The organism is Vibrio sp. ZF 223 (assembly GCF_003050585.1).
Lineage (GTDB): Bacteria > Pseudomonadota > Gammaproteobacteria > Enterobacterales > Vibrionaceae > Vibrio > Vibrio crassostreae.
Genome location: NZ_PIGB01000016.1, coordinates 58,732 through 81,493, shown reverse-complemented (window position 1 = coordinate 81,493; position 22,762 = coordinate 58,732). Strand labels below are relative to the sequence as shown.

Annotated in this window: 18 protein-coding genes and 1 rRNA gene; 8 read left to right on the top strand and 11 right to left on the bottom strand. The window is 45.6% G+C overall.

Annotation, left to right across the window (positions count from 1 at the left end):
- From CWO13_RS22340 to CWO13_RS22325, 4 genes are all read right to left on the bottom strand, one after another.
- Positions 1-177: ribosomal RNA gene (locus CWO13_RS22340) — 16S ribosomal RNA — on the bottom strand; the annotation flags it as partial.
- A gap of 530 nt (positions 178-707) precedes the next feature.
- Positions 708-1,235 (bottom strand): menaquinone-dependent protoporphyrinogen IX dehydrogenase, encoded by a 528-nt coding sequence (hemG, locus tag CWO13_RS22335; RefSeq protein ID WP_048657781.1) that lies wholly within the window; start codon positions 1,233-1,235, stop codon positions 708-710.
- A gap of 10 nt (positions 1,236-1,245) precedes the next feature.
- Positions 1,246-2,703 (bottom strand): TrkH family potassium uptake protein, encoded by a 1,458-nt coding sequence (locus CWO13_RS22330; protein ID WP_048657784.1) that lies wholly within the window; start codon positions 2,701-2,703, stop codon positions 1,246-1,248.
- A gap of 34 nt (positions 2,704-2,737) precedes the next feature.
- A complete protein-coding gene (locus CWO13_RS22325; protein ID WP_102480821.1) occupies positions 2,738-3,361 on the bottom strand; it encodes a YigZ family protein in 624 nt (207 codons plus the stop codon).
- Positions 3,362-3,588: 227 nt separating this feature from the next.
- Between CWO13_RS22325 and fadB the strand changes: the two genes are divergently transcribed.
- From fadB to acuI, 3 genes are all read left to right on the top strand, one after another.
- Entirely contained in the window at positions 3,589-5,760 is a 2,172-nt protein-coding gene (fadB, locus tag CWO13_RS22320) for a fatty acid oxidation complex subunit alpha FadB (RefSeq protein WP_048611252.1), read from the top strand.
- Between the two features lie 26 nt (positions 5,761-5,786).
- A complete protein-coding gene (fadA, locus tag CWO13_RS22315) occupies positions 5,787-6,950 on the top strand; it encodes an acetyl-CoA C-acyltransferase FadA (RefSeq protein ID WP_017058821.1) in 1,164 nt (387 codons plus the stop codon).
- 240 nt (positions 6,951-7,190) lie between these two features.
- On the top strand, positions 7,191-8,171 hold the full coding sequence (acuI, locus tag CWO13_RS22310; protein WP_102480823.1) for an acrylyl-CoA reductase (NADPH): 981 nt from the start codon (positions 7,191-7,193) through the stop codon (positions 8,169-8,171).
- A gap of 135 nt (positions 8,172-8,306) precedes the next feature.
- On the opposite strand, the gene CWO13_RS22305 is transcribed toward acuI, so the two are convergent.
- Together CWO13_RS22305 and CWO13_RS22300 are read right to left on the bottom strand one after the other, a co-directional pair.
- Entirely contained in the window at positions 8,307-9,248 is a 942-nt protein-coding gene (locus CWO13_RS22305; protein WP_108083476.1) for a LysR family transcriptional regulator, read from the bottom strand.
- Positions 9,249-9,404: 156 nt separating this feature from the next.
- The gene (locus CWO13_RS22300) at positions 9,405-9,590 is read right to left on the bottom strand and encodes a hypothetical protein (RefSeq protein ID WP_048657791.1); all 186 of its coding nucleotides are present in this window, start codon (positions 9,588-9,590) and stop codon (positions 9,405-9,407) included.
- A 149-nt stretch (positions 9,591-9,739) separates the two neighbouring features.
- Here CWO13_RS22300 and tusA point away from each other — a divergent pair, with 149 nt between their 5' ends.
- Positions 9,740-9,991 carry a sulfurtransferase TusA gene (gene tusA / locus CWO13_RS22295; protein WP_004736675.1) on the top strand — a complete coding sequence of 84 codons (252 nt, stop codon included), beginning with the start codon at positions 9,740-9,742 and terminating at the stop codon, positions 9,989-9,991.
- Between the two features lie 83 nt (positions 9,992-10,074).
- Here tusA and CWO13_RS22290 read toward each other — a convergent pair whose 3' ends face one another.
- Both CWO13_RS22290 and CWO13_RS22285 read right to left on the bottom strand, forming a co-directional pair.
- The gene (locus CWO13_RS22290) at positions 10,075-10,329 is read right to left on the bottom strand and encodes a hypothetical protein (RefSeq protein WP_017058818.1); all 255 of its coding nucleotides are present in this window, start codon (positions 10,327-10,329) and stop codon (positions 10,075-10,077) included.
- Between the two features lie 151 nt (positions 10,330-10,480).
- Complete coding sequence (locus CWO13_RS22285) at positions 10,481-11,035, bottom strand: TMEM165/GDT1 family protein (protein ID WP_017058817.1); 555 nt, start codon at positions 11,033-11,035, stop codon at positions 10,481-10,483.
- A gap of 420 nt (positions 11,036-11,455) precedes the next feature.
- Between CWO13_RS22285 and glyQ the strand changes: the two genes are divergently transcribed.
- The 4 genes from glyQ (at position 11,456) to CWO13_RS22265 (ending at position 18,237) form a co-directional block, all read left to right on the top strand.
- Positions 11,456-12,370, top strand: coding sequence for a glycine--tRNA ligase subunit alpha (glyQ, locus tag CWO13_RS22280; protein ID WP_017632669.1), 915 nt, complete (start codon positions 11,456-11,458; stop codon positions 12,368-12,370).
- Between the two features lie 2 nt (positions 12,371-12,372).
- Entirely contained in the window at positions 12,373-14,439 is a 2,067-nt protein-coding gene (gene glyS / locus CWO13_RS22275) for a glycine--tRNA ligase subunit beta (protein ID WP_102432944.1), read from the top strand.
- Between the two features lie 202 nt (positions 14,440-14,641).
- Positions 14,642-16,729 carry an alpha-amylase gene (locus tag CWO13_RS22270; protein WP_108083475.1) on the top strand — a complete coding sequence of 696 codons (2,088 nt, stop codon included), beginning with the start codon at positions 14,642-14,644 and terminating at the stop codon, positions 16,727-16,729.
- Positions 16,730-16,983: 254 nt separating this feature from the next.
- The gene (locus CWO13_RS22265; protein ID WP_057622115.1) at positions 16,984-18,237 is read left to right on the top strand and encodes a valine--pyruvate transaminase; all 1,254 of its coding nucleotides are present in this window, start codon (positions 16,984-16,986) and stop codon (positions 18,235-18,237) included.
- Between the two features lie 128 nt (positions 18,238-18,365).
- Here CWO13_RS22265 and CWO13_RS22260 read toward each other — a convergent pair whose 3' ends face one another.
- The 3 genes from CWO13_RS22260 to recF form a co-directional block, all read right to left on the bottom strand.
- Positions 18,366-18,800 (bottom strand): Hsp20 family protein, encoded by a 435-nt coding sequence (locus CWO13_RS22260; protein WP_009848140.1) that lies wholly within the window; start codon positions 18,798-18,800, stop codon positions 18,366-18,368.
- Between the two features lie 403 nt (positions 18,801-19,203).
- The gene (gyrB, locus tag CWO13_RS22255) at positions 19,204-21,621 is read right to left on the bottom strand and encodes a DNA topoisomerase (ATP-hydrolyzing) subunit B (RefSeq protein ID WP_017058811.1); all 2,418 of its coding nucleotides are present in this window, start codon (positions 21,619-21,621) and stop codon (positions 19,204-19,206) included.
- 17 nt (positions 21,622-21,638) lie between these two features.
- Positions 21,639-22,718 carry a DNA replication/repair protein RecF gene (gene recF / locus CWO13_RS22250; protein ID WP_019825571.1) on the bottom strand — a complete coding sequence of 360 codons (1,080 nt, stop codon included), beginning with the start codon at positions 22,716-22,718 and terminating at the stop codon, positions 21,639-21,641.
- Between the last annotated feature and the right edge of the window lie 44 nt (positions 22,719-22,762).

Genomic DNA, 22,762 nt, shown 5'->3' with positions numbered 1-22,762 from the left:
CATCGTTTCCAATGGTTATCCCCCACATCAAGGCAATTTCCTAGGCATTACTCACCCGTCCGCCGCTCGACGCCCATTAACGCACCCGAAGGATTGTTAGTGTCGTTTCCGCTCGACTTGCATGTGTTAGGCCTGCCGCCAGCGTTCAATCTGAGCCATGATCAAACTCTTCAATTTAAGATTTTGTGACTCAACGAATACTGACTTCAAAACTAATATTTACCGAAGTAAACATGTAATTCTAAAGCTATTACCATTCCAACAGAATGGTAATGAATTGACTGTGCCGAATAACTACAAATAGTTAAACGTATTGGTCACTCAGTTCATTGAAATCAATTTTGATTCCGAAGAATCTGTTTTATCTAACGATAAAACGTTTTGATATTCATCAACGAGTGCCCACACAGATTGATAGGTTTAAATTGTTAAAGAGCTTTTCCTTTTTGAGCTTCGCTCAAATCGGACGGCCATTTTAGCGATTTAAGTTTTAGTGTCAACCACTATTTTCAAAACTTTTTTCAAGCGCTTAGCTTGGCTAATTTGACCTGCTGATTCGTTTTGGTTTCTTACGAAGCCTTCCCGTTTCAACGAGGTCGCATTATAGAGATTTCGATCACACTGGCAAGCCCTTTTTGAAGTTTTTCTCGTTTTTTTATTCGTTCGATTAAAAAGAGCACAAAACGCCTCAAAAGTAGGCTTTTCTCTTACATCTCTTGCAGTTTCTTAGAGAATAAAGAGACTTTTTCCCAGTTTGTGTACTCAACTTCCTTGGTTGTATCCGTTTCTCCGCCTGTCATATTCATAATGAAGCGAATCATTGTTCTATCGAACCAGTTATAACGTGGGTAATAGAGGGCACCCGCGAATACACCGATCAAAGTTGGCTGCCACGGTGACTTAAGAAGAAACTTCTTAATATAAGCGCTACCTTCAGGGGTATCTTTACCTTGGTCTTCTTTACGAGCCGTTAAGTTAACGCAGAAGAAAGCGACCTTGTTTGATTGTAACTGAGTAAGGTTGGCATCAATGAACTGATATAGCTTCTTATTAAGGTGGCCATAGCGAATAGATGCGCCAATCAATACTCTGTCGTATTGAGCAAAATCGACACTAGTAATAGTGTGCAGATCTTGAAGCTCACATTCGAACTCATTCATTTCTTCTTTTATATAGTTCAAGATTTTCTTGGTCTGCCCTTCACGGCTTGAATACAAAAATAGAGCTTTTGCCACAATGTTGTCCTTAGCTACGCCAAAACGTAGGGGTCAATAAAATTAATAAGGTGAATATCTCTAAACGACCAAACAGCATAGATACGATCAACACCCACTTAGCCTTGTCATTCACATCGCCGAAGTGCATTGCCACTTCACCTAAGCCCGGGCCAAGGTTATTCAATGTTGCGGCTACGGCAGAGAAGGCGCTCAGCTCATCCATACCGGTTGCAATAAGCGCCAACATACAAACCACAAACACCAATGCGTATGCAGAAAAGAATCCCCAAACCGCATCCACGACACGTTGTGGTAATGCAGAACCGCCAACCTTAATGGTATAGACAGCGCGCGGGTGAACAAGACGCTTCATTTCACGAGCACCTTGCAGCGTAAGGAGTAATATTCGGATGACTTTCATACCGCCACCGGTTGAACCTGCACATCCCCCTATAAAAGAAGAGAACAAAAGCAGAACAGGTAAAAATAGCGGCCACTCGGAGAAACCAGTAGTAGTGAAGCCTGCTGTCGTAGATATAGATACAGTTTGGAACAATGCTTGGTCAAAGGCATCGTAATACGAGTCATAAGAGTGATGGTTAAGCAGCAATAAGAAGCATACTAAAAACAGTAGCGCTTGAATAAAGATAAAGGCGCGGAACTCAGGATCTTTCCAATAGTATTTAGGGTGCACACCACCTGAAGCAAAAGCGGCAAAGTGAAGAGAGAAGTTACATGCTGATATAAGCAGGAACACGACGGTAATCATGTTGATCGCCGGGCTATTGAAATAACCCATACTCGCATCGTGAGTCGAGAAACCACCAATCGCAATAGTAGAGAAGCTATGGCTGATCGCATCAAAGAAACTCATCCCTGCTAGCCAGAACGCCACTGCACAAGCAATCGTTAGACTCAAATAGATGTACCACAGTGCTTTTGCCGTTTCAGCAATACGCGGAGTCATCTTACTGTCTTTTACTGGACCTGGAATTTCAGCACGGTACAGCTGCATGCCACCGATGCCCAGTACAGGAAGAATGGCTACTGCCAATACGATGATACCCATACCACCAAACCACTGCAGAAACTGGCGATAAAACAAGATCGCTTTAGGTAAATCATCAAGGCCAACGATCACCGTCGCACCTGTAGTGGTTAATGCAGAGAAAGATTCGAAGAAAGCGTCTGTTACCGAAACGCTCGGGTTATCAGCGATCAAAAACGGTAAAGCACCCGCACTGCCGATTACCGTCCAGAACAAAACAACAATCAAAAAGCCATCACGCGCTTTCAATTCATGCTTATAACGTCGGTTGGGAAACCAGCAAGTTGCTCCACAGAATAAGAGAACGAAGAAAGTCGTCACAAATGGCACACCCGCACCGTCTCGATAGATCAGTGCGACGAGCGCAGGAGCAAGCATTGATACACTAAAAAGTGCTAATAATAATCCGACGATTCGAATAATTGAGCGAAATTGCATGAGCTATTGAACGAAGCGAAATGCTTCACACTTCCTAGTTGTCTTTGACTTTCGTTACCAGTGCCTTAGCACCGCTTTTATTGATCATGGTTTGGGTAAACGAATCTACCTGCAGGAGCTCTATTTCAATAATAAGCTCAACTTGAACACCATAATCCGCTTGGACTTCAACAGCCTGATGCTGAGCCATGATGGATTGTGCTATTGGCACAAAGCCATAGTCTAACTCTAGCCGTAATTTTGTGGTTATTTTTTTCTCGATAGTTTGAAGCAGCTTGAGAGCTTGTTGCACTCCACCACCGTAAGCCTTGACTAAACCACCGGTACCAAGCTTGATTCCACCAGAATAACGAGTGACGACAGCCGTTAACTCTCCAACACCAGACCCAGACAGTTGTGCCAATATGGGCTTACCAGCAGTCCCAGAGGGTTCACCATCGTCACTAAAGCCCCATCGCATTGAATCTTCAGGTCGCCCAGCCACAAAACCCCAACAGTTATGTCGTGCTGAAGAATGCTCTTTTTTTACCTGCTCTACGAACTGTTTAGCAGTTTCTACACTTGGAGTATGAGCAAGATGCGTAATAAAGACGCTCTTTTTTATCTCTTCTTCAAACAGAGCTGACGCTGACGGTATTAAATAGGGCTGTTCATTCATATCGTTAACTTAGTAAATAAGAGCGGAGAAGTGTATCACGCGTGAATAATAAGGGTTAGAGGATCTGTGCCATCGCACAATGTTAAACAATTGTTTAAAAAATGTATTGAAATTAATCTAGCAGAGGTACAGACTAAGATAACTGGTCTTACCAGGTATTCTACAATAATAGAAAGATAACAAGATTCTCTCAAACAATCGTGGATTGTATGTCATGGAGATAGACAATGATTTACCAAGCTAACACCCTACAGGTAAAGGAATTACAAGATGGTATTGCGGAATTAAGCTTCTGTGCTCCAGCCTCTGTAAACAAACTCGACCTTGCTACTTTAGAATCACTAGACAAAGCGTTAGATGCTCTTAATGCTCACGCAGGATTACGTGGTTTAATCTTAACTTCAAACAAAGACGCGTTCATTGTAGGCGCAGACATCACAGAATTCCTTGGCTTATTTGCTAAGCCAGAAGCAGAACTTGATGAATGGTTAAGATTCGCTAATTCAATCTTCAGCAAGCTAGAAGACCTTCCTGTCCCAACTCTTTCAATGATGCGTGGCCATGCCCTTGGCGGCGGCTGTGAATGTGTACTCGCTACCGACTTCCGTATCGGTGACAAGACCACCAGCATAGGTCTACCTGAAACCAAACTTGGCATTATGCCTGGCTTTGGTGGTTGTGTACGCCTGCCTCGTGTTATCGGTGCTGACAGCGCAATGGAAATTATCACTCAAGGCAAAGCATGCCGTGCTGATGAAGCACTAAAAGTTGGCTTGTTAGATGCGATTGTAGAAACAGACCAGCTGCTAGAGTCGGCAATCAACACCGTATCTCTGGCTGCCAATGAAAAACTAGACTGGCAGTTACGCCGTAAACAGAAAACATCAGCATTGTCGCTTAGCAAACTAGAAGCGATGATGAGCTTTACCATGGCTAAGGGCTTAGTCGCTCAAAAAGCCGGACCTCATTATCCAGCGCCAATCACTTCTGTGATTGCAATTGAAGAAGCGGCACGAAGCGATCGTGATGCTGCACTCGATATCGAACGTAAGCACTTCGTCAAGCTAGCGAAATCAGAAGAAGCTAAAGCACTAGTCGGCTTATTCCTAAATGACCAATACATCAAAGGCCTAGCGAAGCAAGCGGGTAAGTCAGCAAACAAAGCAACTGAACGTGCTGCGGTACTTGGCGCAGGCATCATGGGCGGCGGTATTGCTTACCAATCAGCGTTAAAAGGCGTGCCAGTGATGATGAAAGACATCGCACAGGCGTCTCTTGACCTTGGTATGAACGAAGCTTCTAAGCTGTTGAATAAACGCTTATCACGCGGTCGCCTAGATGGATTCAAGATGGCAGGCATTCTGTCTTCTATTACTCCAAGTCTGCATTATGCAGGTGTTGAACAATCAGATGTGATTGTGGAAGCGGTTGTAGAAAATCCTAAAGTAAAAGCAGCAGTGCTGAGTGAAGTTGAAGGTCTCGTGGGTGAAGACACAGTTCTTACATCAAACACCTCAACGATTCCGATCAACCTGTTAGCGAAATCTTTGAAGCGCCCAGAAAACTTCTGTGGCATGCACTTCTTTAACCCAGTGCATCGCATGCCTTTGGTTGAGATCATCCGTGGCGAGCATACTTCAGAAGAAACCATTAATCGCGTAGTCGCTTACGCAGCGAAGATGGGCAAATCCCCTATCGTTGTTAACGACTGCCCAGGCTTCTTCGTAAACCGTGTACTTTTCCCTTACTTTGGCGGTTTCAGCATGTTGCTACGTGACGGTGCTGATTTCACTAAGATCGATAAAGTGATGGAGCGTAAGTTCGGTTGGCCAATGGGCCCAGCTTACTTGCTAGACGTTGTGGGTCTAGACACAGCACACCACGCACAAGCTGTAATGGCACAAGGTTTCCCTGAGCGTATGGGTAAAGAAGGTCGTGATGCGATCGACGCACTTTACGTTGCTGAAAAATACGGTCAGAAGAACGGCAGCGGTTTCTACACATACAGCGTAGACAAACGCGGTCGTCCTAAGAAGACCTTCTCTGAAGACATTCTTCCTATCTTGGCTGACGTATGCCAACAGCCGCAAGACTTTGATGACCAAACAATTATCCAGCGCGTGATGATTCCAATGATCAACGAAGTGGTGCTTTGTCTAGAAGAAGGCATTATCGCGACACCGCAAGAAGCGGATATGGCACTGGTTTACGGTTTAGGCTTCCCTCCATTCAGAGGCGGCGTATTCCGCTACTTAGACAGTGTGGGCATTGGTAACTTCGTTGAAATGGCGAAAGGCTACCAAGACTTAGGTGCAATGTACCAAGTTCCTCAGCTATTGCTTGATATGGCAGCGAAGGGCGAAAGCTTTTACGACAGCCAACAAGCCAGTTCTCTGTAACCCACATTTGGAAAAGGAATAGCAAAATGAAAAATGTAGTTGTTGTTGATTGCCTTCGTACCCCAATGGGACGTTCCAAAGGTGGAGCTTTCCGTCACACTCGTGCTGAAGATCTGTCGGCACATTTGATGAAAGGCATTTTAGAGCGCAACCCAGAAGTAAACCCTGTCGAAATTGAAGATATTTACTGGGGTTGTGTACAACAAACGCTAGAGCAAGGCTTCAACGTTGCACGTAACGCTGCCTTGCTTGCTGGTCTACCGATTGAGATTGGTGCGGTGACGGTCAACCGTTTATGTGGTTCATCTATGCAAGCTCTGCATGATGCAACTCGCTCTATCATGGTTGGTGATGCTGAAATCTGCCTGATCGGTGGTGTGGAGCACATGGGCCACGTACCAATGAACCACGGTGTTGATTTTCACCCTGGCATGTCGAAACACGTAGCGAAAGCTGCCGGTATGATGGGCCTAACCGCTGAGATGCTAGGTAAAATGCACGGTATTAGCCGTGAAGACCAAGATGCATTCGCAGCACGCTCACATGCTCGCGCTCAAGCAGCAACAGTTGAAGGTCGTTTCAAAAATGAAATCCTGCCAACCGAAGCTCACGCAGCAGACGGTTCACTGTTCACTCTGGATTACGATGAAGTCATTCGCCCAGAAACTACGGTTGAAGGCTTATCTCAGCTTCGCCCGGTATTTGACCCAGCAAACGGTACAGTAACAGCAGGTACTTCATCAGCACTGTCTGATGGTGCTTCTGCAATGCTTATCATGAGCGAAGAGAAAGCCAACGCACTTGGCCTTAAGATTCGTGCTCGCGTGAAGTCGATGGCTATCGCAGGCTGCGATCCTTCAATCATGGGTTACGGCCCAGTACCAGCAACCCAAAAAGCACTAAAACGTGCGGGCCTAACCATTGAAGATATGGGTGTAATTGAGCTAAACGAAGCGTTTGCCGCTCAATCTCTTCCATGTGCGAAAGACCTAGGTCTACTGGATGTGGTTGATGAGAAAGTAAACCTTAACGGCGGTGCGATTGCTCTTGGTCACCCACTAGGCTGTTCTGGTTCTCGTATCTCGACGACCCTAATCAACCTGATGGAAGCACAAGATGTGAAATACGGCTTAGCGACCATGTGTATTGGTTTAGGCCAAGGTATTGCAACGGTATTTGAACGCCCATAGCGATCACTGACGGTAATACTTGAAGGGTAATCTTTTGTGCAGCTATATTTATATAGCTGCACTTTTTATTACTCGACATCCAATAATACATAGATTCGTTCAGCGAACTTAGCGAAAGAAAATCACTACTTACATCTATGCGCAAAACGCATAGATTCAATGTTGATGTTTCATTATTTTTTCTCGGATGATTCAACTAAAGTTACTTCAGTTTCCTAATATTCCTCCACGGAGCAGATCATGTTTAAAGCACTTGTACTAAACCAAGAAGACAAAAAAACTATCGCGTCAGTTTCTCAAATTGAAGAGTCTCAATTACCAGAAGGTAACGTGAAGATTGATGTTAGCTACTCTTCTTTGAACTACAAAGATGGTTTGGCGATTACAGGTAAAGGGCGCATTGTTCGCAACTTCCCTATGGTTCCTGGTATCGACCTTTCTGGTGTGGTTTCACAATCTGATGACCCACGCTACAAAGCGGGCGACGAAGTTGTTCTAACTGGTTGGGGTGTTGGTGAAGGTCACTGGGGCGGCATGGCTGAGAAAGCAAGCCTAAACGGTGATTGGTTAGTACCAATGCCTGCAGGTCTTGACACTAAGAAAGTAATGGCGATTGGCACAGCTGGCTTCACTGCGATGCTTTGTGTGCAAGCTATCGTAGATGCAGGTATCAAACCTGAAGACGGTGAAATCCTAGTAACAGGTGCAAGTGGCGGTGTAGGCAGTGTATCTATCACTCTACTAAACCAACTGGGTTACAAAGTCGCAGCAGTTACTGGCCGTGCTTCTGTAAACGGTGAACTACTTAAATCATTAGGCGCGACACGTATTGTAGAGCGTGCTGAACTAGAAGAACCAGCGAAACCACTAGAGAAACAACTGTGGGCTGGCGCTATTGATACCGTAGGCAGCAAAGTGCTTGCGAAAGTATTGGCGCAAATTGATTACAACGGTGCAGTTGCGATGTGTGGTCTAGCAGGCGGTTTTGACTTACCAACAACGGTAATGCCATTCATTCTGCGTAACGTTCGCCTACAAGGTGTGGATTCAGTAATGTGCCCTCGTGAAAAACGTATTAAAGCGTGGGAGCAACTGGCTGAGCTACTACCAGAATCTTTCTACGCTCAAGCAACCAAAGAAGTGTCTTTAGACGGTGCTATTCAAGCTGCAGAAGACATCACTAACGGTCAAATCACTGGTCGCGTAGTCATTAAACTATAGATTCTCAATCACAAAGTTATCAAACCTTAAACGCCAGCTTTAGGCTTGGATAACCCAAAACAACAAAGGGCTGATTTGTATCAGCCCTTTTGCTTTTTTGTCATTAGGGTCGAGTAAACCCAGACTCAGTCCTAGTTAACCCAAGCCGACATCCGCAATCCGTTTTTGAATCAACTCACCACATTCCTCTTTGACCACTCTTCTCAACCATTGTTGTGAAGCAGAGGAATCGCAGCGCGAGTGCCAGATCAGTGAGTAATCAAACGGCATAAACTCGAATGGCAGCGGCTTGACGACTAAGTCATAACGCTCAGCGACCAAATAAGCCAAATCAGCAGGTACAGTGATCACCAACGGCATTCTATCAACAATCGCCAATGCGGCTTCAAGATGATAAGCACGCAACACCATTTTTCGAGGCTGTTGATTAGCTAACGCGTTGTCTAATAAAGCCTTAACACCATCACTGATCGCAATCATCGCATGCGGGAGTGATACATAGTCTTCAAGGCTTAAAGGCTGGTCCGCCAATGAGTGGTTTTTAGATAACAGACACGACACACCAACCGGCCCCAAGACCTCTTGATGAAGTGGTGCAATGCTGCCACTCGGACGACAGATCGCCATATCAACGCGTTCGGTGCTGAGTTGCTTAAACAAATGTTCATGCTGCAGCGGTGCAAACTCCAAAGAGATGTTCGGCGCTTGCTCATAAATCTTCGGTAGTGCATAAGGTAAGATGGTTTGCATCGCGTAGTCAGTGGTCGCAATCAGGAAGCGCTCACTGCAGTAGTAGGGGTCAAAATCACTCGGGCTAAGTAATTGGCGGAATGATTCTAAAGGCTGATCAATGCGTTGGCTGATCTCAAGTGCTTTTTTGGTGGGGATAAGGTGCTGACCTTGTCGCGTAAACAAGGGATCGTTGAGTAACTCTCTTAAGCGCCCTAATACTCGGCTGGTTGCCGACTGACTTAAGTTAAGACGAATCGCGGCCTGGCTAACACTGCCCTCTTCAATCAATACCTTTAAAGCGACCAATAAATTCAGGTCTCTACGATAGATATCTTCTAATTCCACACCACTTACCTAGCTGTATACGATTGTCATTGATCACTAAGTTGTTTATAGCATGCTTTAGATAAAAAAAATCCCGCAATTACGCGGGGAAGCCCAAGAAAATCTGGGGATAGTGTCGGAATGTTGTCGTATCGGAATTTGCTTGTTGTATTCGGGTTAGTGCTCTCGCTCTTCGGCTATACCTTGCCAACGGCGCATCTCCACCCAAATACCAATAATCGTTGCTACTATGCCAAAAATAGGCATCAGTGAGGTCTCTGTCGATGAACGTAGTACTAACGCACAAAAAGAAATAAAACAGAGAACCGAATAAATTGTTAATCTATCTAATCCTGTCAACATCGCCACTCCTTAGCTAGTTGCCTTTGTTTCGAGTTGTTATCAACTTGTTAACTAAGTTATAGGAAATGATTCTGTTTGCCAAGCACTTATTGCATATTTTTTCTGCAGACGTATTATTCACTCGTTAGATAGATATAGAGATACAAACCATGACATTCAAACCTGAACTGGCAACCCATACTTTAGAAGCTGAAGGCCTGCGTTGCCCAGAACCAGTAATGATGGTCAGGAAGACAATTAGAAACATGCAGGATGGCGATGTGTTACTGGTAAAAGCTGACGATCCTTCGACAACTCGAGATATTCCGAGCTTTTGCCGATTCATGGATCACCAGTTGGTAGGCCAAGCAACAGAAACGTTGCCTTACCAGTATTTGATCAGAAAGGGATTGGAGGCGTAGCGCCCCACCGACTATCAAGTATCAAAAAAGCCGCTTGTACCTTATGTTCTTAAATAGAACTCAGAGTACCAGCGGCTTTTTGTTTATTCGCTTCTAGACTTGTTTTGCAGATGCTCCAGCTGATGCTGAATTTCTCGGATATCTTTGCGCATCGGAATAATATGCGCGACCCGAATCCAAGCCTCTACCGCAAGCGCAGTCATGATGATGGCACCCGCGACCATTGGTAGCCACATGTCCGTCAACACCATGCCTAATAGTGTAAGTGCAAGACCAAAGGTAAATAGATAACTTTGGCTTTGTGGAGTAATACCCATATAACGCGTCAACATAATCATGCCCTCGTGTTCTTAACTCACAAGATTAAAATATCATGACAAGTATGACAGTTATATGTCCGTTCGCTCGATAAACCCCACAATACTGTAAGAGTATGACCTACAACACATTACTCTACTAATTGAGTATGATTAGCCTCAATACCACCTATTAATAGAAAGCCGCAGCAATAGCCAAACCAACGAACAACAAGGCCGTGATCTTACGAATCAGGTCAAGCGGCATCTTGTCTGCCGACAATTTACCGATGATCACCACAGGCACATTCGCCAATAACATACCAATGGTAGTACCCAAAATCACCCACGCTAATGCATCCGCATATTGAGCCCCTAGGATAGAGGTCGCAATCTGGGTTTTATCACCGATCTCTGCAATAAAGAAAGCGATAAAACTGGCGACAAACGGGCCTCGGTTTGAGATCTGTTCATCGTCATCTAACTTATCCGGAATCAGAATCCACCCCGCCATCGCAATGAAACTGACCACCAGCACCCACTTTAAGACTTCAGGAGATAAGTAATCTGCGACCACAACCCCGAGCCATGCTGCAAGGGCATGATTGGCAATGGTGGCAAAGAAGATAGCCGCGATGATAGGTATCGGCTTGCGATATCGACTGGCTAATAAAAGAGATAGCAACTGAGTCTTATCACCGATCTCGGCTAAGGCGACAGTTGTAATTGAAATTGCTAAAACGCTCACGACATGCTCATTTGGGATGGAGATTATTATATTTAACCATAGACAAACCTCGCGCCCCATCCCGGTTCACGATGCTTGTCTAAGGTCTTGCTAAGCGCCACCAAGGTGGTGGTTGCCTCGAACGCCATGATGATTTTGCATCAATTATGTTGACGGACGAACTCATTCAATAGGATATGAATAAGTAAGCTACTCCCCAAAGACCGCGAGATTTTAATCACCCACGCTTTCAAACACAAGTGTCAAACTTATCAAAATATCCACTTGTGCCGAAAAACAAACATTAAAGGCAAAAAAATCCACTAAACGACATTTTAGACCACTAATTAAACAAGATTACCCCTACTCGCTTTACGAATATCTCGGTATACTCAGAGGTTATTTTTCTCATTCATTTAAAAGAATCGCGCGAACCTGACTATGCAAAAATACGATATCAAAACCTTCCAGGGAATGATCCTCGCGCTGCAGGATTACTGGGCTCAAAACGGTTGTACCATTGTTCAACCTCTAGATATGGAGGTAGGTGCAGGCACCTCTCACCCAATGACATGTCTACGAGCACTTGGCCCAGAGCCAATGTCTACAGCTTACGTTCAACCTTCTCGTCGTCCGACCGATGGCCGTTACGGTGAAAACCCTAACCGTCTGCAGCACTACTACCAATTCCAAGTAGCGCTAAAACCATCGCCAGACAATATCCAAGAGTTGTACCTAGGCTCCCTAGAGGTTCTTGGTGTTGACCCACTTGTTCACGACATTCGCTTCGTTGAAGATAACTGGGAAAACCCAACACTAGGCGCATGGGGCCTTGGTTGGGAAGTATGGCTAAACGGCATGGAAGTAACACAGTTTACTTACTTCCAACAGGTTGGCGGCCTTGAGTGTAAGCCTGTAACAGGTGAGATCACTTACGGTATCGAGCGTCTAGCAATGTACATCCAGGAAGTAGATTCTGTTTACGACCTAGTATGGAACGTAGCACCAGACGGTTCTAACGTGACTTACGGTGACATCTTCCACCAAAACGAAGTTGAGCAATCAACATACAACTTCGAGCACGCAGACGTAGATTTCTTATTCACTTTCTTCGATCAGTGCGAGAAAGAGTGTAAAGAGCTACTTGAGCTTGAGAAGCCACTTCCGCTTCCAGCTTACGAGCGCATTCTAAAAGCAGGTCACGCATTCAACATCCTTGATGCGCGCAAAGCTATCTCTGTAACAGAGCGTCAACGTTACATCCTTCGTATCCGCAACCTGACTAAATCAGTTGCTGAGGCGTACTACGCGTCACGTGAAGCGCTTGGCTTCCCAATGTGTAAGAAGGACAAATAATCATGGCGAAGAATTTTCTAATTGAACTGGGTACGGAAGAGCTTCCACCAACAGCACTTCGTTCTCTAGCAGAAGCCTTTGCTTCTAACTTTGAAGCAGGTCTTAAAACGGCTGAGCTTTCTCACGAAGGCATCAAGTGGTACGCAGCGCCTCGTCGTCTAGCACTTAAAGTAACTGCACTGGCTGAAGGCCAAGCGGACAAAGTGGTTGAGAAACGTGGTCCTGCTGTTTCTGTGGCATTCGATGCTGAAGGCAACGCGACCAAAGCGGCACAAGGCTGGGCTCGTGGTAACGGTATTACTGTTGAGCAAGCTGACCGCCTGAAAACAGACAAAGGCGAGTGGCTTCTTTTCAAACAAGAAGTGGCTGGCAAACCTGTTCAAGAATTGGTGATGGACATTGCTGCGAAAGCACTGGCTGGCCTACCAATCCCTAAAGCAATGCGCTGGGGTAACTCAGACATTCAATTTATCCGTCCAGTAAAAACATTGACAGTACTACTAGGTGATGAGCTTGTTGAAGGCGAAATCCTAGGCGTAGCATCTGCTCGTACTATCCGTGGCCACCGTTTCATGGGCGAACAAGAATTCACAATTGACTCTGCTGACCAATACCCTGCGATCCTAGAAGAGCGCGGTAAAGTAATGGCAGATTACGAAGCGCGTAAAGCGATCATCCTTGCTGATTCGCAAAAAGCGGCAGCTGCGGTTGGCGGTACAGCTGACCTAGAAGATGACCTTGTTGAAGAAGTAACGTCTCTGGTTGAATGGCCAGTAGTACTTACAGCGAAGTTTGAAGAAGAGTTCCTAAAAGTACCTTCTGAAGCTTTGGTTTACACCATGAAGGGTGACCAAAAGTACTTCCCTGTTTACGACGAAAACAAGAAGCTACTTCCTAACTTTATCTTCGTATCAAACATCGAGTCTAAAGAGCCTCGCCACGTTATCGAAGGTAACGAAAAAGTTGTACGTCCACGTCTTGCTGATGCTGAATTCTTCTTCAACACAGACCGTAAGCGTCCGCTTATCGACCGTCTTGCTGAGTTAGACCAAGCTATCTTCCAGAAGCAGCTTGGTACTATCAAAGACAAAACAGACCGCATCACAGAACTTGCTGGCTACATCGCTGAGCAAATCGATGCTGACGTTGAGAAATCTAAGCGCGCAGGCCTACTGGCTAAGTGTGACCTAATGACATCTATGGTATTCGAATTCACGGATACACAAGGTGTAATGGGTATGCACTACGCGACTCACGATGGTGAAGACGAGCAAGTTGCACTAGCACTTTACGAGCAGTACATGCCTCGTTTCGCTGGTGACGACCTACCAAGCACGGGTATCTCTTCAGCAGTTGCAATGGCAGACAAGCTAGACACTATCGTAGGTATCTTCGGTATTGGCCAAGCACCAAAAGGTTCTGACCCATTCGCTCTACGTCGTGCATCACTAGGTGTGCTACGTATCATCGTTGAAAACGGCTACAACCTAGACCTAACGGATCTGATCGGTAAAGCGAAAGAACTACTAGGCGACAAGCTTACTAACGAAAACGTAGAAGCTGACGTTATCGACTTCATGCTAGGTCGTTTCCGCGCATGGTACCAAGATGCTGGTTTCAGCGTTGATATCATCCAAGCGGTACTAGCACGTCGTCCAACTAAGCCAGCTGACTTTGACCAACGTGTTAAAGCGGTTTCTCACTTCCGTGAACTGGAAGCAGCAGAAGCACTAGCAGCAGCGAACAAGCGTGTAGGTAACATCCTTGCGAAATTCGATGGCGAGCTACCAGCTGAAATCGACCTAACGCTTCTTCAAGAAGACGCAGAGAAAGCACTGGCTGAAAACGTTGAAGTAATGACGGAAGCACTAGAACCAGCATTCGCGACAGGCAACTACCAAGAAGCCCTAAGTAAGCTTGCTGATCTACGTGAACCGGTTGATGCATTCTTCGATAACGTAATGGTTATGGCTGATGACGAAGCGCTTAAGAAGAACCGTCTAACGCTACTGAACAACCTACGTAACCTGTTCCTACAGATTGCTGACATCTCTCTACTGCAAAAATAAGCACGAGTGAGACAGTTGCTCTCAGTCATACTCTGAGCAACCAAAGGTAAATACCCAAAGGGAAGCGAAAGCTTCCCTTTTTGTTTTTGTGAACCAAGCATTTGTTTGTAGAGGTGTTATTGATTATCTGAATGAATCAGCGCTCAGACTGTAGAGGGCATTGTTTGCTATAACTGACCTGTTTATTCAGGGGAAGGGAACAATGAAAAAAACAGTACTCGCGCTTTCAATACTCGCACTTAGCGCATGCAGCCAAACCAGTGATGACAGCTTATTGCTGACGATCGATAACAACACTGTCGTATTTGAATCGACAGGAAAAGGCACTGTTATCGCTGAACAGGAACTCGCTAAAGGTAGCTATACCTTCTCTATCAGCGATACTCAAAATACCTGTGGCACTAACTATGCGCTGGCCGAAGAGAGTCGTATCAAGTTCAATAAACCCCTTCGCCTAGACGACTGCACCGATAAATCTGAAATCGCTATTAAAGTCTTTCGCGCTAACACCTATCAATTTACGCTCAACCCACAGACCAATGAACTCACGGTTCAGGTAAAGCCAAAGCAGAAGCAAGTACAAAGCTTTGCCTGTCCAGTACCCAGTGACCAACCAACCACCATAGATGTTACTCAAACCTTTGATGATGGCACCGTGGTAAGAGACGCTCTTTCAGGCAAACAAGTCACAGTGACTAATGGCAGCGTCACCATGCAACCTGCAGAAAACAGCCAAGGTGTTCTGCTGCTGGAGAGAGTAGAACCAGAAACCAAGGCTGACTTTAGTTGGGACAACGCTACGGTCTACTTCGTCATGACCGACCGTTTCCACGACGGCAACCCTGATAACGACAACAGCTATGGTCGCAGCCAAGACGGACAAGACGAAATCGGCACCTTCCACGGTGGTGACTTGGCAGGCTTAACCGAAAAACTCGATTACATAGAATCACTCGGTGCTAATGCTATCTGGATAACGTCTCCGTTAGAGCAAATTCACGGCTGGGTTGGCGGCGGTGATCGCGGTGATTTCAAACACTATGGCTACCATGGTTACTACCACCAAGATTGGACCAAGCTTGATGACAACATGGGTACCGAAGACGAGCTGAAAACCTTCATCGATACCGCGCACAGCAAAGGCATTCGTGTTGTTTGGGACGTGGTAATGAACCACACGGGATACGCGACGCTTGCCGACATGCAAGAGTTCGACTTTGGCAAACTCAACCTAACTGATGAAGAAGCCAAACAAACGCTTGGCGAAAACTGGACGGACTGGCAACCAGAAGCTGGCCAGAACTGGCACTACTTCAACAACTACATATCTTACAGCGACAAAGAAGCGTGGGAAAAGTGGTGGGGCAAAGCTTGGCTGCGCAGCGATATTGGCGCTTATGACTCTCCGGGTTACAACAACCTCACCATGTCTTTGGCACACCTGCCCGACTTTAAAACAGAATCGACAGAGACAACCGGGCTGCCTAATTTCTATCGCAACAAGTCCACCAGCGCCACGAATGAACTCCAACCCCCTCGTGAACATCTGATCACTTGGTTGTCTGACTGGGTACGTGAATATGGCGTTGATGGTTTTAGGGTCGATACCGCCAAGCACGTTGAGTTAGATGCGTGGGCAGAGCTTAAAGAGAGCACTAACCAAGCGCTTGCCGAGTGGAAGCGAAACAACCCAGACAAGGCCTTGGATGACTTACCTTTCTGGATGACTGGCGAAGTATGGGCACACAGCGTGGTCAAATCAGATTACTTCGCTAACGGATTTGATTCGATCATCAACTTTGAATTCCAGAGTGATATCGCACCTAAGGCACTTAAGTGCCTATCCGATCTCGATGCTGATTACCTCCGCTACGCAGACAAGATCAATAGTGACAGCGAGTTCAACGTGTTGAGTTACCTTTCGTCTCACGACACCTCGCTATTCTGGACACAACACGGCAGTGACTTTGCAAAACAAACCAAAGCTGCAAACGCGTTGATGCTGACTCCCGGTGCAGTGCAGATCTATTACGGTGATGAGATTGCACGAGATTTTGGCCCAACAGGCTCCGACCCAATGCAGGGCACCCGTTCAGACATGCCTTGGGATCAAATCACAGGCGAACGAGCGCAGCTGTTAGAACACTGGCAAACCCTTGGCCAATTCCGCCAACGTCACCCTGCCGTTGCCCAAGGTAAGCACATCATCCGCAACAGCAAGGGCTACTATGCGTTCGAACGACAATACCAAGATGACAAGGTGTTGGTTGTGTATACAGGTTCGAAGTAAACACGCACGGTTATCAAACGACATAAATTAAAAGGGAAGCTTCGGCTTCCCTTTTTTGATCACCAAAAGCGCGTTCAATAAGCAAGCTGTCACTCATTAGCCAAACTTTATAGAAGTTTTTTTCGTGTTAGAGCATTTGGCGCTATGCGTCGCAAAAACATTGCGGTATGTTCAAGGAATACACTGATGGCAGACATAAGGCCTGCCTTAATGACACATAACAAGCAATCACAATGAATTAGGTAAAATAAGTAATGCAGTTCTCTAAGTTTGGCGAAAAGTTTAATCGATACTCTGGAATCACTCGTTTAATGGATGATTTGAATGATGGTCTGCGCACTCCTGGCGCTATCATGCTCGGTGGTGGTAACCCAGCCGCTATCCCAGCCATGCTCGATTACTTTAACCAAGCCAGTGCCGACATGCTCGCCAGTGGAGAACTCATCGCCGCCCTCGCCAACTACGATGGCCCGCAGGGTAAAGACAGCTTCATTAAGTCATTAGCTGCAATGCTAAAAGAGACTTATGGCTGGGACATCAGCGAGAAGAACATCAGCCTAACTAACGGCAGTCAAAGCGGCTTCTTTTATCTATTCAACCTACTAGCAGGCCAACAGCCTGACGGCTCACATAAGAAGATCTTGCTGCCGATCGCACCGGAATACATCGGTTACGGTGATGCAGGCATTGATGACGACATCTTTATCTCTTACCACCCAGAGATCGAGCTGCTAGAAAACCGACAGTTCAAATACCACGTCGATTTTGAACAACTCAAGGTAGATGACTCAGTCGCGGCTATCTGTGCGTCTCGCCCCACCAATCCAACCGGTAACGTACTGACAGATGAGGAAGTACGTAAGTTGGATAAGCTCGCGCGTGAGAACAACATCCCGCTACTGATCGACAACGCTTATGGCCTACCGTTTCCAAACATCATTTTTGAAGATGTCGAACCGTTCTGGAATGAAAACACGATTCTGTGCATGAGCCTGTCTAAACTTGGTTTGCCGGGTGTGCGTTGCGGTATCGTAATTGCGAGCGAAGAAGTCACCCAAGCGCTAACCAACATGAATGGCATCATCAGCTTAGCGCCAAGCAGTGTTGGGCCTGCAATCGCCAACCACATGATTGAGAACGGTGACCTACTGCGCTTGAGCAGTGAAGTGATTAAGCCTTTCTATAAAGAGAAATCTTTACGTGCAGTAGAACTACTACAAGACGCTATCGATGACCCACGCTTCCGTATCCATAAACCTGAAGGCGCTATCTTCTTATGGTTATGGTTTGATGAGCTACCAATCACCACCATGGAACTGTACGACCGCCTTAAAGCTCGCGGCGTATTGATTGTTCCGGGCGAATACTTCTTTATCGGCCAAGAAGATGAGTGGGATCATGCTCACCAGTGCTTACGCATGAACTACGTACAAGATGATGAAGCGATGCAGAAAGGTATTGCGATCATTGCTGAAGAAGTGAAAAAGGCTTACAGCGAAAGCAAATAGAGATTCCCTACTCGGTCGTTCCTCCCTCTATGGAATGACACTGATAGGACAAACAAAAAGAGCACCTCATGAGGTGCTCTTTCACTTTTACTTCCCGATAATTTTTAGCTCTAAGGAGCTAACAGTAATTAACCTTCTAGTAGGCTATTACCGTTGATAGCAATCTTACGTGGTTGCATCGCTTCTGGGATTTCGCGTTCTAGGTCGATGTGAAGAAGACCATTTTCCATGCTTGCTCCTACTACTTTTACGTAGTCAGCCAGTTGGAATTTGCGCTCGAAATCGCGCTCTGCAATACCTTGATATACGAAGGTTTTCTCTGCTTCTGCTTTACGCTCACCTTTCACAATTAGCATGTTCTCTTTCTGAGTCAAATCTAATTGGTCATCAGCAAAACCAGCAACGGCCATAGTAATACGGTAGTTGTTCTCGTCTTTTTGCTCGATGTTGTATGGAGGGTAACCGCCAGAAGAGTTCTTCGATGTGTTCGCTTCCATCATATTGAATAGACGATCAAAGCCGATTGCGTTGCGGTAAAGTGGAGTGAAATCTACAGTTCTCATAATGCTATCCTTTTAGTAAGCAATAGTCTTAGCTGCGAATTTTACTTAGATCGAACCTGTGTGTGACCCAGTAAACAGCTAAGAGATTCAATTCGCATTCCTCGGGTTTCACCTCTATTGGCAACAACGCTGGGACATGACAATGAATCAATTTTTAAGTTGTGTGCTGCTAAAGTTATCCTCTGTTGAGCGATACTTCGTCAGCGGTAATGAAGGTTCTGTTTCTTCTCTTTTGAGCAAGACAGTCATCCTCTTCATAAATAGATATATGGATTGAACAAAATAGTTTCAAGGGATTATTTTCAATAATTTTTCCAATTTAATACTTTTCAATACCTTACAGACACAAAAAAGCACCGCCAATAGGCAGTGCTTTTCATAATTTTAATCATTTAGATTTGGACTACACATCCAAATTGGCAACTTTAAGCGCATTCTCTTCGATGAAGTTACGACGCGGTTCTACTTGGTCGCCCATCAGCGTCGTAAACAACAGATCAGCACCAACAGCATCTTCAATCGTTACTTGCATCATACGGCGAGTTTCAGGATCCATCGTGGTTTCCCAAAGTTGATCAGGGTTCATCTCACCTAGACCTTTGTATCGCTGTAGGCTTAGACCACGACGAGACTCTTTCACTAACCAGTTCAGAGCATCAACGAAGCTAGAAACTTCTTGAGTACGCTCACCACGCTTAATGTAAGCGCCTTCTTCAATCAAGCCATCAAGTGCTTCAGAAAGATCCGCTAGCTTACCAAACTCTTTAGAGTTAATAAGATCGATGCTCAGTAGGTGTTCATGAGTCACACCATGAGTACGAACCACAATCTTAGGAACGCTTAAGCCTAGCTCTTCGTGTTTTTCAACTTCAAGGCTGTATTGGCTCGCACCTACTTCTTTCGCGTTTAGCTGCTCAACAAGCTGCTTACCCCAAGCTTCAACTGCCGCATCATCATGACACTGCTCAGCCGTTAGACGAGGAACGTAAATCAGTTCGTGAACCAATGCACGTGGGTAACGGCGGCTCATACGATCAACAAGCTTGATGCCTGCATTGTATTGCTGAACAAGCTTCTCTAAACCTTCACCTGCAAATGCTGGCGCTTCAGGGTTAACGTGCAGTTCTGCATTGTCTAGAGCCAAAGATACTTGATACTGGTTCATTGCATCTTCATCTTTAATATACTGCTCTTGCTTACCCTTCTTCACTTTGTAAAGTGGCGGTTGAGCAATGTAGATGTAGCCACGTTCAATCAGCTCTGGCATTTGACGGTAGAAGAACGTCAGTAGCAGAGTACGGATGTGAGAACCATCGACATCGGCATCGGTCATGATGATGATGTTGTGGTAACGCAGTTTATCTGGGTTGTATTCGTCACGGCCAATACCACAACCAAGAGCTGTGATTAGCGTTGCTACTTCTTGAGAAGACAGCATTTTATCGAAACGTGCTTTCTCTACGTTAAGAATTTTACCTTTCAGCGGTAGGATTGCTTGGTTCTTACGGTTACGCCCCTGCTTAGCTGAACCGCCAGCAGAGTCTCCTTCCACAATATATAGTTCAGACAGTGCAGGATCTTTTTCCTGACAGTCAGCAAGCTTACCTGGAAGACCCGCTAAATCTAATGCGCCTTTACGACGAGTCATTTCACGAGCTTTACGCGCTGCATCACGAGCACGTGCTGCATCAATAATTTTAGAACAAACTGTTTTCGCTTCACCTGGGTTCTCAATCAGGAACTCAGACAACTTCTCACCCATTGTAGATTCAACGGCAGACTTCACTTCTGAAGAAACCAGCTTATCTTTAGTTTGGCTTGAGAACTTAGGATCAGGCACTTTAACAGAAACAATCGCTGTCAAACCTTCACGAGCATCATCACCAGAGGTCGCAGTCTTCGCTTTCTTAGAGAAGCCTTCCTTGTCCATGAAGCTGTTCAGAGTACGCGTTAGCGCCGCACGGAAACCAGCTAAGTGAGCACCACCATCGCGTTGAGGGATGTTGTTGGTGAAACAGTAGATATTTTCTTGGTAGCCGTCATTCCACTGCATCGCAACTTCAACGGTAATACCGTCTTCACGCTCAGAGTTGAAGTGGAAGATTTTTTGGATGATTGGCGTTTTGTTGGTATTAAGGTGTTCAACAAACGCTTGGATACCGCCTTCGTATTCGAAGTGATCCATTTTGTCTTCTTCGCGCTCATCAATTAGCTTAATTGATACACCTGAGTTCAAGAATGATAGCTCACGCAGACGCTTAGCTAAAATGTCGTAATGGAACTCGATGTTAGTGAAGGTTTCTTCACTCGGCCAGAAACGAATCTCTGTACCTGTTTTATCCGTGTCACCGATAACCGCTAGTGGCGCTTGAGGCTCACCGTGGCTGTAGGTTTGAGTGTGGATTTTGCCACCACGGTGGATAGTAAGAGTAACTTGCTTAGAAAGTGCGTTAACTACTGAAACACCAACACCGTGCAGACCACCAGATACCTTGTACGAGTTATCATCGAACTTACCACCAGCGTGAAGAACCGTCATGATTACTTCTGCTGCTGATACGTTTTCTTCTGGGTGCAATTCTGTTGGAATACCACGGCCGTCATCGCTTACAGACACAGAACTATCTTCATGGATAGTTACAATGATGTCATTACAGTGACCAGCTAGCGCTTCATCAATAGAGTTATCTACCACCTCAAAAACCATGTGGTGCAGACCGGTACCATCATCCGTGTCGCCAATGTACATTCCAGGACGCTTACGTACCGCATCCAGACCCTTCAGTACTTTAATACTCGATGAATCGTAATTATCTGACATAGTTACTCTCTGACTAATTATCCTTGCTCTATTTTGCCATGTTCCACATGAAACATCCTGCTATTTTCGTCATGCATATCTGCAATCTGATCAGCGGTAATAGAGCTTACAAAAACTTGAGCCTGGGTCGCCTTCAAACACTCAGCAAGACGTGCTCGGCGTTGGCTATCTAATTCGGAAGCGAAGTCATCTATTAAATAGATGCACTGCTTACCTGTCATTTGAGTGAGGTGTTGCCCTTGTGCTACTCGTAGCGCGCACACCATCAACTTCAATTGACCTCGTGACAAGACATCTTCCACTGGAGTGCCGTTCACTTTTATCTTCAGATCCGCTTTGTTGGGTCCACTAAAGGTGTAACCAAGTTGCTGATCCCTTTCAAAATTCTTTTCTAATATCTCGGCGTATGGGGTGTCTTTGTCCCAGCCACGATAATAGTTAATCTTTATCTCAAACTCAGGAAGGAAGGTCGCACAGATCTCTTCGGCGACTTCTTTGAGCTGATCAACGTAGGTGGCACGCCACTGACTGATGCTTTCAGCTAAACGGGCCAGTTCTTGGTCCCAATAGCTCAGCTCTCGATAGTGGGTTGCCGTTTTCAATAAGGCGTTTCGCTGCTTATTGAGGCGCTTTACCCTGCCCCACGCATCATAAAAGCCCGACTCACTGTGGAAGACTCCCCAATCAATGAATGCTCGGCGATGCTTAGGTCCATCTGTCAGTAAATCAAACCCTTCGGGGTGAATCAACTGCAAAGGTAAGACTTGAGCTAACTGAGCCAACTTTTGCCCAGTTTGACCGCTTATTTTAACCTCTGTCGTGCCATCGCGCTGCTTATTAATGCCAATTGGCAGCTCAAATTGATCCGAGGTCATAAAACGGCCATGTACAAACAGCTCACTACACTCGTTTTGTATGATACGACCGGTAAGTGAACTCTTGAATGAGCGACCATGTCCGAGCAGATACACCGCTTCAAGGACGCTGGTTTTGCCGCTTCCGTTAGCCCCTATAAGAAAGTTAAAGCCTGATGACGGTTGAATGTCACAGGCTTCAATATTTCTAAACTGCTTAACGATTAAGCGCGATAAAGGCATAACGTCTTCATATTAATCTTCAATCACGACTCGGTAGGTCAACA